Source organism: Janthinobacterium sp. CG3 (assembly GCF_000344615.1).
Classification (GTDB): Bacteria; Pseudomonadota; Gammaproteobacteria; order Burkholderiales; family Burkholderiaceae_D; genus Janthinobacterium.
Genome location: NZ_KB467824.1, coordinates 4,735,930 through 4,748,266, shown reverse-complemented (window position 1 = coordinate 4,748,266; position 12,337 = coordinate 4,735,930). Strand labels below are relative to the sequence as shown.

Sequence of the window (12,337 nt, the reverse complement as noted above, 5' to 3'; positions counted from 1 at the left end):
CAAACCTAAATCCGGCGCGTGTCGCGGCGACTTACGTTTGAGCTTTGCAAGCTGCTTCTTCAATTTCAACAGCCGATAAATGTGGACACTCAATGATTGGGCGTTCTCAGCCCGGTGCTACTCTAGAAAGGAGGTGATCCAGCCGCACCTTCCGATACGGCTACCTTGTTACGACTTCACCCCAGTCACGAATCCTACCGTGGTAAGCGCCCTCCTTGCGGTTAAGCTACCTACTTCTGGTAAAACCCGCTCCCATGGTGTGACGGGCGGTGTGTACAAGACCCGGGAACGTATTCACCGCGACATGCTGATCCGCGATTACTAGCGATTCCAACTTCATGCAGTCGAGTTGCAGACTACAATCCGGACTACGATACACTTTCTGCGATTAGCTCCCCCTCGCGGGTTGGCGGCGCTCTGTATGTACCATTGTATGACGTGTGAAGCCCTACCCATAAGGGCCATGAGGACTTGACGTCATCCCCACCTTCCTCCGGTTTGTCACCGGCAGTCTCATTAGAGTGCCCTTTCGTAGCAACTAATGACAAGGGTTGCGCTCGTTGCGGGACTTAACCCAACATCTCACGACACGAGCTGACGACAGCCATGCAGCACCTGTGTACTGGTTCCCTTTCGGGCACCCCCTGATCTCTCAAGGGTTCCAGCCATGTCAAGGGTAGGTAAGGTTTTTCGCGTTGCATCGAATTAATCCACATCATCCACCGCTTGTGCGGGTCCCCGTCAATTCCTTTGAGTTTTAATCTTGCGACCGTACTCCCCAGGCGGTCTACTTCACGCGTTAGCTGCGTTACCAAGTTAATTAAAACCCGACAACTAGTAGACATCGTTTAGGGCGTGGACTACCAGGGTATCTAATCCTGTTTGCTCCCCACGCTTTCGTGCATGAGCGTCAGTCTTGACCCAGGGGGCTGCCTTCGCCATCGGTGTTCCTCCACATATCTACGCATTTCACTGCTACACGTGGAATTCTACCCCCCTCTGCCAAACTCTAGCCTTGCAGTCTCCATCGCAATTCCCAGGTTGAGCCCGGGGATTTCACGACAGACTTACAAAACCGCCTGCGCACGCTTTACGCCCAGTAATTCCGATTAACGCTTGCACCCTACGTATTACCGCGGCTGCTGGCACGTAGTTAGCCGGTGCTTATTCTTCAGGTACCGTCATTAGTGATCTGTATTAGAAACCACCGTTTCTTCCCTGACAAAAGAGCTTTACAACCCGAAGGCCTTCTTCACTCACGCGGCATTGCTGGATCAGGCTTTCGCCCATTGTCCAAAATTCCCCACTGCTGCCTCCCGTAGGAGTCTGGACCGTGTCTCAGTTCCAGTGTGGCTGGTCGTCCTCTCAGACCAGCTACTGATCGATGCCTTGGTAGGCTTTTACCCTACCAACTAGCTAATCAGATATCGGCCGCTCCACGAGCATGAGGNTCTTGCGANTCCCCCACTTTCATCCTTNGATCGTATGCGGTATTAGCGTAACTTTCGCTACGTTATCCCCCACTCTAGGGTACGTTCCGATATATTACTCNCCCGTTCGCCACTCGCCACCAGAGCAAGCTCCGTGCTGCCGTTCGACTTGCATGTGTAAGGCATGCCGCCAGCGTTCAATCTGAGCCAGGATCAAACTCTTCAGTTTAATCTCTGTTTAATGACATTGCTGTCAGAGGCATTTTATTGCCCCGGTCGCTCACTCAAAATACTGACAGGCTGTTTCTTGCGAAACATCCTATATTTCTTCTTCGTGAGCATTTGATAATTTAAGTATGCGGCGGACCGAAGTCCGCCGGCACCTTCATCAAATGCCCACATTTATCGACTGTTAATTGTTAAAGAACTTGTTCGGTACTGCCTGCGGCTTGCTGACAAAGCGTTTTGTTTGTCATCAGCATAGAAGGAAGAGTATGCAGCGTTTCGCTAGTTTCGTCAACCCCCTGATTTTCCTGCAACGCCGTTTCCGGCGCTCCCCGTTGCGCTGCAACTACTTGATTTCGCTACTGTTTCAGCGGGGAGGCGAACTATAGCAAAGGCGCAACATCCCTGCAAGGATTTTTCGGAAGTAATCGTTGGCACCATGTTTGCTTACTAATGGTATGTCAGGCCCGCCGTCCCGACGGTCCAATTCGACATGTTCGGCAGCACAGATGAAGAACCCATGCAGAACGTCGATTCCCGCAGCGCATGGGCACACTTCAGGGCGTATTCTTTTGCTCATATACGGTACAGGTGCTACATTATGGAACACTCTCGCAACGATCAGAGCGCCGCGATCCAGGCCCCAACGGAGGAACCGAGAACATGTATCAATCAACAGCTTCGGCGCCCTCTTCCGTCGGTGCGATGGAGTTTGGCGCCGCCACGCCGCAGGCGCGCTCAACGACGTCGGAATGGGAAGATAATATGCCCGTTATCATAGAGACCTCGCATCAGCGTTCCATTGCCTACGGTCTGCGCGCCACCGCCGCGCCCGACTTCGGCCCGGTCGCCAAGTCCGAATTGTCGCTGCTAATCGAGCAAAACCGCATGCTGCACACCCACGCGGTGCCGGCCATGGAGACGCTGTACCAGCAAATCGTCAACACCCACAATATGGTGATCCTGACCGATGCCAACGGCGTCATCGTGCATTCGCTGGGCGACGACGATTTCCTCGAAAAGGCCAACCGGGTCGCGCTGCAGCCGGGCGTGGCGTGGTCGGAGGAAAGCAAGGGCACCAACGCGATCGGCACCGCCATCGCCGAAAAGGCGCCGACGCTGGTGCATGCGGATCAGCACTATCTCGCGGCCAACCATTTTCTGACCTGCTCGGCGGCGCCAATTACCGACCACCGCGGCAACGTTATCGGCGTGCTCGACGTTTCCGGCGACCAGCGCAGTTTCCACAAGCACACGATGGCACTGGTGCGCATGTCGGCGCTGATGATTGAAAACCAGTTATTCGCCGCCAACTTCGAGGACGCGATCACGCTGCACTTCCACGCCCGCCCCGAGTTCATCGGCACGCTGATGGAAGGCATTGCCGCCTTCAGCCCCGGCGGGCGCTTCCTGTCGGCCAACAAGACCGGCCTGTTCCAGCTCGGCCTGTCGTTCGCCGCGCTGCAATCGCACACCTTCAGCTCGCTGGTCGGCCTGCCGGTCTCGGCGCTGTACGACCACTACCGCACCGCCGCGCCCGGCCTGCTGAACCTGTGCATGCACAGCGGCGTGCGCGTCTACGGCAAGGCCACTCTGCGCCTGGGCAACAGCGCCTTCCAGCATGCGTTTTCCAGCAAGCCCGAGGTCAGCCCGGCCGCGCCCGCCACCGCGCATGCGGCGGCGCCGTCCAGCCACGCCGCCAGCGCCGCGCGGCGCCTGTCCGGCCTGCGCTACCTGCGCACCGGCGACCCGCAACTGGAACTGGTGATCGACAAGGTCACCAAGGTGCTGGGCCGCGACATCCCCATCCTGATCATGGGCGAGACCGGCACCGGCAAGGAGCTGCTGGCCCAGGCCATCCACAACGACTCGCCGCGCACGGCCGGACCGTTCATCGCGGTCAACTGCGCGTCGATCCCGGAGACGCTAATCGAGTCGGAGCTGTTCGGCTACGAGGACGGCGCCTTTACCGGCGCGCGCAAGAAGGGCGCGCTCGGCAAGATCTTGCAGGCCAACGGCGGCACGCTGTTCCTCGACGAGATCGGCGACATGCCCTTCGGCCTGCAGGCGCGCCTGCTGCGCGTGTTGCAGGAGCGCATGGTCACGCCGCTGGGTAGCGCCAAGTCGATCACCGTCAACGTCGAACTCATTTGCGCCACCAATCACAATTTGCGCGAGCGCATGGCCAAGGGCCTGTTTCGCGAGGATTTGTACTACCGCCTCAACGGCCTGGTGGTGAAGCTGCCGCCGCTGCGCGACCGCAGCGATCTGGACACCGTCGTCAAGAAGATCCTGGCGATCGAAGCGCCCGACGCGCACTACGCGCTGTCCCCGGAGATTTTGCAGTTGTTCCACCAGCACAAATGGCCCGGCAACTTCCGTCAGCTGACCAATCTGCTGCGCACGGCCATCGTCATGGCCGGCGACGAGCAAGAGATTTGCCTGCGCCACATGCCCGATGATTTCCTCGACGATATCGAGCAGACGCAGGTGGCGGGTGCCGGCGTCAGCACCGACCAACTGGTGGCCTCGGGCGCCAACCTAGAGGCGATGGAGCAATCGGTGATTTTGAAGTCGCTGGCGGCGAATGGCGGCAATGTGTCGGCGACGGCGCGGGCGCTGGGGGTGTCGCGCAATACGATTTATCGGAAGGTGCCGCATGTGAAGTAGTCGATGCCACGCGATTTCCCCCTCACGCCACTGCCGGAAAACCCGGCGAGCGGCAAGGCGCATTTCTCGCGGCCGATGTTGTGGTAGTAGCACATCCAGGCTTCCGTATTGATCGGCTCGCCGACACCGCCCAGCAGGCGCAGGCTGCCCAGGTCGTCATTGGCACGGCGTTGCTAACGTTGCCGTCGGCGGCGCGCAGCGCCGCCATGGCCAGCAGCGATACGAAGATTTTTTTGTCCACTCTATCCCGTCGATTGTGGGGTTATTTTTCGCCGTGTGGCGGCGGCTCGGACTGCAGCAAGCGGCACTCGTCGTCGCTGAACAGACGCGAACGGGTCAGGAAGCGCTTCCCGGTTCCGTTGTCGAGCGAGAACATGCCGCCGTTTCCGTCCACCACATCGATGATCAACTGGGTATGCTCCCAGTATGCGTATTGCTCCACACCCATGTAAAACGGCGTCCCGTCCAGACTGCCCAGATAGACGTCGGTATCGCTGACGTTGAACTCGCCGGCGGGATAACACATCGGCGAACTGCCGTCGCAGCAACCGCCGGACTGGAAGAACATCAGCGCGCCGTGGCGCTGGCGCAGTTGGTCGAGCATCGCCAGCGCCGCCTCGGTCGCGACGACGCGGGAAATTGTGTGCTTCATGGGACACCTCTCGAAAAGCCCGCGGCGGCGCCGCCGCCGCGGGCATGCACCTTAAAAGAAGCCGAGCGCTTTCGGGCTGTAGCTGACCAGCAGGTTTTTGGTCTGCTGGTAGTGGTCCAGCATCATCTTGTGGTTTTCGCGGCCGATGCCGGACTGCTTGTAGCCGCCGAACGCGGCGTGGGCCGGGTACAGGTGGTAGCAATTGGTCCAGACGCGGCCGGCCTGGATGCCGCGGCCGACGCGGAAGGCGCGCGAGCCGTCGCGCGTCCACAGGCCGGCGCCGAGGCCGTACAAGGTGTCGTTGGCGATTTCCAGCGCCTCGGCCTCGTCCTTGAAGGTGGTCACCGACACCACCGGCCCGAAGATCTCCTCCTGGAAGATGCGCATCTTGTTGTTGCCCTTGAACACGGTCGGGCTGACGTAGTAGCCGCCCTCAAGGTCGCCGGCCAGCGCGTTGCGGGCGCCGCCCGCCAACAGCGTGGCGCCCTCCTGTTTGCCGATGTCCATGTACGACAAGATTTTTTCCAATTGCTCCTGTGATGCCTGGGCTCCGATCATCGTCGCCGAGTCGAGCGGGTTGCCCTGTTTGATCGCGGCGACGCGTTGCAGCGCGCGCTCGATGAAGGCCTCGTAGATCGATTCCTGGATCAGCACGCGCGACGGGCAGGTGCACACCTCGCCCTGGTTCAGCGCGAACATGGCGAAGCCTTCCAGGCACTTGTCGAAGAAGTCGTCGTCGGCGTCCATCACGTCGGCGAAGAAAATGTTGGGCGACTTCCCGCCCAGTTCCAGCGTCACCGGAATCAGGTTTTGCGCGGCGTATTGCATGATCAGGCGGCCGGTGCCGGTTTCGCCGGTGAAGGCGATCTTGGCGATGCGCTTGCTCGACGCGAGCGGCTTGCCCGCCTCCAGGCCAAAGCCGTTGACGATGTTGAGCACGCCCGGCGGCAGCAGGTCGCCGATCAGTTCGATCAAGACCATGATCGAGGCCGGGGTCTGCTCGGCCGGTTTCAGCACCACGCAGTTGCCGGCGGCCAGGGCCGGCGCCAGCTTCCACACCGCCATCAGGATCGGGAAGTTCCACGGGATGATCTGGCCGACCACGCCCAGCGGCTCGTGGAAGTGGTAGGCGTAGGTTTCCGAATCGATTTGCGCGACCGAGCCTTCCTGGGCGCGGATGCAACCGGCGAAATAGCGGAAGTGGTCGATCGCCAGCGGAATGTCGGCGTTCATCGTCTCGCGGATCGGCTTGCCGTTGTCGATGGTTTCGGCGGTGGCGATCAGCGCCAGGTTTTGCTCGATGCGGTCGGCGATCTTGTTGAGGATGTTGGCGCGCTCGGCCGGCGAGGTCTTGCCCCAGGCGTCCTTGGCGGCGTGGGCGGCGTCCAGCGCCAGCTCGACGTCCTCGGCGCTGGAGCGGGCGATTTCGCAAAACACCTGGCCGGTGATCGGCGTGACGTTGCCGAAGTAGGCGCCGTTGACCGGTGGAACGAACTTGCCGCCGATAAAGTTGTCGTAGCGCGCTTTGAAGGGATTGGCAACGCCGAGTTTGCTGATGTCCGCGAGATTCATGTCGTCCTCTATCTGGTCTGGTTGTGGTGTCGTTCCGGGGAACGGTTTGTGTGTTGCCCACCCATCATTTCGCAAGCACCGTGCCAGCTTGTTATCGCGCCTCAAGCGCAGCGCCGATTGCGCCGTTTCCACGGGCGTAACGGCGCAATGGTAGTCTGGCGGGGGCCGCCGCCGGCATCGGCCGGGGCGCTCTACGCTGGCACACCTGTTCCAAATGTGAACAGGCGGCGCGGCGCAGTGTTTCAGAGAACCAAGACTCGTCACGGTAATTCGCCGACCTTGATGTCGGCCACCTTGCGCGCGGCTGGCCATGTCGATTACGTAGCCCGTGTTGACCGGCTCGCAGGCGACGTAGGCGCGGCTGCCGCCTGGGGCGAAGCCGATGCCGCGCGGGCGCGGGCCGGCGGCGATCTGCCGCACCACCTTATCGGTGGCGGTGTCGATCCCGCCTGCCGTAAGATGGCTCCTTCGACCACTGACAGGCATATTGCGCAGAAGCAGGTGAGACTTGCGGCAAGCAAACTAACCCCCATCAGGAGACCACGCCATGCAGCACCGATTTCGCTTGAACGCCATTGCCAGCCTGTTCACCACCTTGGCGCCGGCCGCCTACGCCGCGGCCGATACTGCGCCGCCGCTCGACGTCGTCGTCGTCAGCGGCAGCCGCGTCGAACACAGCGCCTTCGAGCTGCCGGCTTCGGTCGATGTACTCGACGGCGCCCGCATCCACGACGGCCAGATCCGCGTCAACGCCTCCGAGGCGCTGGCCGCCGTGCCCGGGCTGGTGGCGCAGAACCGCCAGAACTACGCGCAGGACTTGCAGATTTCCTCGCGCGGCTTCGGCGCCCGCTCGGCCTTCGGCGTGCGCGGCGTGCGTCTGATCAGCGACGGCATCCCCGCCTCGATGCCGGACGGCCAGGGCCAGGCCGCCACCTTCAACCTCGACATGGCCGAGCGCATCGAAGTGCTGCGCGGCCCCTTCTCCGCGCTGTACGGCAACCACTCCGGCGGCGTGATACAGATGTTCACCAAGGACGGCCAGGGCGCGCCGACGCTGGAACTGGGCGTGGTCGGCGGCAGCGACGGCGCCCGCAAGACCGACCTGAACGCGCAGGGCCAGGCCGGCGCGCTCGGCTACGTGCTCGACGGCTCGCAGTTCCGCACCGCCGGCTACCGCAAGCACAGCGCCGCCACGCGCGAGCAACGCTTCGCCAAGCTGACGCTGGCGCCCGGCGCCGACAGCAAGCTGACCGTCGTCGCCAGCGGCCTGCGCCAGGACGGCACGCAAGATCCGCTGGGCGTGCTGTGGAGCACGCTGCAGCGCGACCCGCGCGCCGGCGAAATCGATCCCAACGATCCGCAAACACCCAAGCGCAGCTTCGCCGAACGCTACGACACCCGCAAGAACATCGAGCACCAGCAACTGGGCGCCAGCTACGAGCGGCGCTTCGGCGACGAGCGCCTGCGCCTGTCGGTGTACGGCGGCAACCGCCGCGTCACGCAATACCAGGCGTTCTCGAAAGCCTTCCAGGCGCCGGCCAGCCATTCCGGCGGCGTGGTCGATTTCAAGCGCGACTTTTACGGCGCCGACCTGCAATGGCAGAGCGTGCGGCCACTGGCCGGAGGCAAGCTCAGTACCACCGTCGGGCTGGAATACGGCCGCTCCGGCGACGATCGCCAGGGCTTCGAGAACTTCATCGGCAGCCGGTTCGGCGTCAAGGGCAAACTGCGCCGCGACGAGCGCGACATCGTTAGCAACGTCGATCCCTATGTGCAAACCGAGTGGCAGGCGGGCGCCTGGCTGCTCAGCGCCGGCCTGCGCCACAACAAGACCGACGTCGACGTGCAAGACCGCTTCCTGGGCAATGGCAACGACAGCGGATCGCTCAGCTTCAGCCACACGACGCCGGTGCTGGGCGTGCTGTACAAGGTGACGCCGGCGCTGAACCTGTACGCCAGCGCCGCGCGCGGCTTTGAAACGCCGACGCTGAACGAACTGTTCTACTCCGGCGCCGGCGGCGGCTTCAACTTCCATTTGCAGGCGGCCACCGGCAAGCACCTGGAAGTGGGCGCCAAGGCGCTGCTGGGCGGCCACACCCGCGTCAACGCCGCGGTGTTCGAGGTGCGCACCAGCGACGAGCTGGTGGTCGACGCCGCCGCCGGCGGCCGCACCAGCTACCGCAACGCCGGCGAGACCCTGCGCCAGGGCGTGGAAGTGTCGCTCGACTCGGCCTGGGGCCACGGCCTGGGCACACGCCTGGCGCTGACCGGCCTGCGCGCGGTCTACGACCAGGCCTTCGCCAACGTGGCGGCCGGCAGCCGCCTGCCCGGCGTGCCGAACGCCAACCTGTACGGCGAAGTGGCGTGGACCGCGGCGGGGGGGCGCTACGGCGCGGCGCTGGAAACGCTGGCCAGCGGCAAGGCCTACGCCGAGGACAGCAACGTCGAAAAGGCCGCGCCCGGATATGCCTTGCTGAACCTGCGTCTGAACGCCAGGCAAAGCTGGGCCAACTGGGGCTTCAAGGAGTTTGTCCGCGTGAACAACCTGGCGGACCGCAAATATGTCGGCTCGCTCATCGTCGGCGACAACAACAAACGCTATTACGAGGGGGCGCCCGGACGCAACTGGCTGCTGGGCGCCAGCGCGCAATACGCCTTCTGAGGCTATGAAGTTAGCGCGCGCAAACCGTCCTCGCCGCTGGGGCAGGCCGCCCCTCGCCGCGCATGGCGCGCTGGGACGCCGGCACCGAGCGCAGGTACAGATTTTCGTGCTCGACGGCGATGTCGACACCGCCGTCGTTGTTGTTCAGGCGCACGCTGCCGACTGCGCGCTGGATCAACACGCCGCTGGCGAAGATATGCTGCCCTTGCTGCCGATGATTTCAATGCCAGACAGCGAATGCGGCGCGTTGTAGGTGTCGCGTACCTGGACCAGCGTGCCGTTGTCGAACTCGACGACCGCCATCAGCCCCTCCTCCACCCCGTCGACGGTCATGCCGCCGCTGGTGGCGCAGGCGCTGCCGTGGCGCGGCTCCGCGTCCAGCAGGAAGCGCAGCCGATAGCGATCTCCAGCATATCGGCGCTCAGCCGTACGCTGGCGCCCAGTAGGCCGTGGGCGCCGCGGATGGCGGCGACGAAGGTGTCGCGGTTGGCGGCCTCGATGCCCTCGAAATAGCTGACCTCGAACTCGCCGCGCAGGCGCGCCAGCAAGAACTCGGGCAGCGTCTTATATACAACGATGGATTTTTCACGGTTTCCCCCGCCTGTTCAAGATCGGCCGGCGGCGGCGAGCTGGGCGCGCGTCGGCAAGCCTTCCATGTCGCCGGCTGGACCGCCAGCGCGCCGATGCGGTTGCCGCGCTCGACCGCCCGCTCCAGCGGCAGCCCCATCAACAGGGCGCTGACCAGGCCGGCGGCGAAGCCGTCGCCGGCGCCGACCGCGTCAACCACCTTGTCGACGCGCACGCCCGGCACCACGCCGCTGGCGCCGTCGGCGTCGCGGAAATAGGCGCCGTCGGGACCCAGCTTGACGACAACGAGCTGCACACCTTGCTCAAGGTAGCGCGGCGGCGACGCCGCTGGCGTGCAGGTGGCGCGCCGCCAGGAAATACTCGGGATCGAAATCGGCCGGGGCCAGCCTGCTGGCGGCGGAACCCTTGCGAAAATACTCGACCAGCGGATCGGCGCCGTTCTCGGCCTTGGACTTGAGCAGGAAGCCGCTGGCCTGGCCGCCAACGATGGCGACGCGGCTGCAATCGATGCCCTCCGCTTCCACCCGGGCGCGGATGAAGCGGCCGAAGGACTCGGCGCCAACCCGGCTGAGCCAACCGACGCGCAGGCCCAGCCGCGCCAGGCCGATGGCGACATTGGTTTCGGCGCCGGCCAGGCGGCGCGTGAAATGCGACACCGCCGCCAGGTCGCCGGTCTCGTCGGCAACGAACATCGCCATTGCCTCCCCATACGTTACAACGTCAAGTGCGCGCATCTGTAAAATTTCCTTGATGATTGTCATGCCGCCGCCAGCATCTGGATATAGCGGCCCGTCTCGGCCACCAGCGCGGCGCCCGACAGCGGGAATTCAATGGCGCACTGCACGCCCGGCGGGAAGTGGGCGAACACGGCCCGTTCCGACGCCGGCACCCGCGTTGCCGCCCGGAAGTCGACCTTGCACGATTCCAGCGACGGCACGCGGGCCGGCGCGGTCAGCGGCACCAGCTCGACCGGCAGGTTGATGTACTTGCCGATCAGGTTGGCAACATCGACGTCGTAGCCGACCGGCACGCCCTTGGCGTCGATACTGCCGAAAGGCGGCGTGCCGCTGACCACGCCGACGGTCAACTTGCCCTTCTTGATCAGCTCACCGGGGGACTGGGTGCCGGATGGCGCCGCAGCGCTCATGGCGAAACTTGCCGCCAGCGCGAACACCAGGACTTTCGAGTACGAATGTTTATTCAGTCTCATGCTACTTGCGTATTGTTCCGGCATCGGTGGAGCCGCGCACGATGAGTTTTCCGGGCAGTAGCACCTCGCGCGGCGGGCTGTCGTCGCCCAGCAAACGCGCCAACATGCAGGTCATCGCGGAGAATCCGATCTCGTAGGTCTGCTGCTCGATCGTGCTCAAGCCGGCCAGCGGCGACCAGGGCAACTCGTCGAAACCAAGCAGGCCGACGTCATCGGGCATGCGCAAATCGAGGCGTTGCAACATTAGCGCGAGTTCCAGGGGCACCATGCCGTTCGACGCCAGCAATGCCACCCGGCGCCCCGGCCATTGCATAATAAACTGGCGCACCCTGGCATCGACGGCGGACTGCTCGTCCAGATCCACTTCCAGCACTTCGCCGTGGCAGGCATCGTGTTCCGCTATCGCAGCGAGGAAACCCTCGGCGCGCATCGCGCGCGAACTGACGCCGGTCAAAGGCGGCGCGACAAACGCGACGGCATCGTAACCCTGCGCGATCAAATGCGCGGTGGCCAGCCTGCCCGCCTGGACATTATCCAGCCCGACCAGGTCGAAATCCAAACCTTCAATGCGGCGGTCGATCAGCACGATCGGTATGACGGCGTGCTGCAATTCAAGGGACTTGATATTGCGTCCCTGGGTATTCACGATCAGACCTTCGACGCTATACGAGCGCAGCGCGGCCAGCGACTGTTTCTCGCGCTGTTCGTCGTTTCCCGTGTTACACAAAATCAAGGTGTAACCATGCTGCTGGCATGCCGCCTCGACGCCGCGCAGCACCGCGACGGAATAGGGATTCAGAATGTCCGCGACGACCATGCCGATCAGGCGAGTACGGCCGCGCTTGAGACCGCGGGCCATCTGGTTCGGCTGATATCCCAGACGGGCGATAGTGCTTTCGATACGCTCGCGGATATTGTCGGACAGCGCGTCGAGTTCGCCACCTGGTCTTCGACCCGCCTGCCTCGCGCGCAACCTGGGCGATGGTAGCGGGAGGTCCGTGTTCGCCAGACGATGTTTTTTGCTGCCGTTTGCTTGATTCAAAATCGCCCCTCGCTGCTTTGTCTTGGCCCAAGCTAGATTTTTGGAACCGGTACCAAAAAAAGCATCCAAATGAGACCGGCGCAAGCGATTTGATAGATTGTAGCGCTGAGAACACGAAAACGTGGGCAAAGGCAAACTAAAGGCAGGGGCTAGGGTCAGGCCCGAGGGATTGTCCTGGGTTGACAAGCCCACAAAAACGCGGACGAAAAAAAGCCCCACATCTCTGCGGGGCTTTTTTAATATAACAAGCCTGACGATAACCTACTTTCACACTGGTTGCAGCACT

General features: G+C 62.9%; 9 protein-coding genes, 1 rRNA gene and 1 pseudogene. 2 read left to right on the top strand and 9 right to left on the bottom strand.

Annotated features, from left to right (window positions below; translation table 11 throughout):
- Positions 1-126: 126 nt before the first annotated feature.
- Positions 127-1,659, bottom strand: a 16S ribosomal RNA gene (locus JANGC3_RS0121115).
- Between the two features lie 761 nt (positions 1,660-2,420).
- Here JANGC3_RS0121115 and JANGC3_RS0121110 point away from each other — a divergent pair.
- Positions 2,421-4,325, top strand: coding sequence for a sigma-54-dependent Fis family transcriptional regulator (locus JANGC3_RS0121110; RefSeq protein WP_157406795.1), 1,905 nt, complete (start codon positions 2,421-2,423; stop codon positions 4,323-4,325).
- A gap of 262 nt (positions 4,326-4,587) precedes the next feature.
- Here the strand turns inward: JANGC3_RS0121110 and JANGC3_RS0121105 are convergent, their stop codons facing one another.
- Both JANGC3_RS0121105 and adh read right to left on the bottom strand, forming a co-directional pair.
- Positions 4,588-4,977: a DUF779 domain-containing protein gene (locus JANGC3_RS0121105; RefSeq protein WP_017878478.1), complete on the bottom strand. Its 390-nt coding sequence runs from the start codon at positions 4,975-4,977 to the stop codon at positions 4,588-4,590.
- 51 nt (positions 4,978-5,028) lie between these two features.
- The gene (gene adh, locus JANGC3_RS0121100; protein ID WP_017878477.1) at positions 5,029-6,549 is read right to left on the bottom strand and encodes an aldehyde dehydrogenase; all 1,521 of its coding nucleotides are present in this window, start codon (positions 6,547-6,549) and stop codon (positions 5,029-5,031) included.
- 547 nt (positions 6,550-7,096) lie between these two features.
- Here adh and JANGC3_RS0121095 point away from each other — a divergent pair.
- Positions 7,097-9,211, top strand: a complete 2,115-nt coding sequence (locus JANGC3_RS0121095; RefSeq protein ID WP_026133288.1) for a TonB-dependent receptor family protein — start codon at positions 7,097-7,099, stop codon at positions 9,209-9,211.
- 10 nt (positions 9,212-9,221) lie between these two features.
- Here the strand turns inward: JANGC3_RS0121095 and JANGC3_RS32930 are convergent, their stop codons facing one another.
- The 6 genes and pseudogenes from JANGC3_RS32930 to JANGC3_RS29770 all read right to left on the bottom strand — a co-directional run bounded on the left by JANGC3_RS32930 (position 9,222) and on the right by JANGC3_RS29770 (position 12,051).
- Positions 9,222-9,389 (bottom strand): hypothetical protein, encoded by a 168-nt coding sequence (locus JANGC3_RS32930; protein WP_017878475.1) that lies wholly within the window; start codon positions 9,387-9,389, stop codon positions 9,222-9,224.
- On the bottom strand, positions 9,386-9,592 hold the full coding sequence (locus tag JANGC3_RS32925) for a hypothetical protein (RefSeq protein ID WP_442905269.1): 207 nt from the start codon (positions 9,590-9,592) through the stop codon (positions 9,386-9,388). Before JANGC3_RS32925 ends, JANGC3_RS32930 begins: the two co-directional genes overlap by 4 nt.
- Positions 9,541-9,759: a hypothetical protein gene (locus JANGC3_RS0121080; RefSeq protein ID WP_017878473.1), complete on the bottom strand. Its 219-nt coding sequence runs from the start codon at positions 9,757-9,759 to the stop codon at positions 9,541-9,543. Before JANGC3_RS0121080 ends, JANGC3_RS32925 begins: the two co-directional genes overlap by 52 nt.
- A gap of 57 nt (positions 9,760-9,816) precedes the next feature.
- A pseudogene (locus JANGC3_RS31830) lies at positions 9,817-10,560 on the bottom strand (sugar kinase).
- Complete coding sequence (locus JANGC3_RS29775; protein WP_017878470.1) at positions 10,557-11,009, bottom strand: transporter substrate-binding domain-containing protein; 453 nt, start codon at positions 11,007-11,009, stop codon at positions 10,557-10,559. Before JANGC3_RS29775 ends, JANGC3_RS31830 begins: the two are co-directional and overlap by 4 nt.
- A 1-nt stretch (position 11,010) precedes the next feature.
- Entirely contained in the window at positions 11,011-12,051 is a 1,041-nt protein-coding gene (locus tag JANGC3_RS29770; protein WP_327076217.1) for a LacI family DNA-binding transcriptional regulator, read from the bottom strand.
- Positions 12,052-12,337: the final 286 nt, after the last annotated feature.

Coding starts and splice junctions, on each gene's coding strand:
- JANGC3_RS0121110 (WP_157406795.1), top strand. CDS start 2,421: ATGCCCGTTATCATAGAGACCTCGCATCAGCGTTCCATTGCCTACGGT.
- JANGC3_RS0121105 (WP_017878478.1), bottom strand. CDS start 4,977: ATGAAGCACACAATTTCCCGCGTCGTCGCGACCGAGGCGGCGCTGGCG.
- adh (WP_017878477.1), bottom strand. CDS start 6,549: ATGAATCTCGCGGACATCAGCAAACTCGGCGTTGCCAATCCCTTCAAA.
- JANGC3_RS0121095 (WP_026133288.1), top strand. CDS start 7,097: ATGCAGCACCGATTTCGCTTGAACGCCATTGCCAGCCTGTTCACCACC.
- JANGC3_RS29775 (WP_017878470.1), bottom strand. CDS start 11,009: ATGAGACTGAATAAACATTCGTACTCGAAAGTCCTGGTGTTCGCGCTG.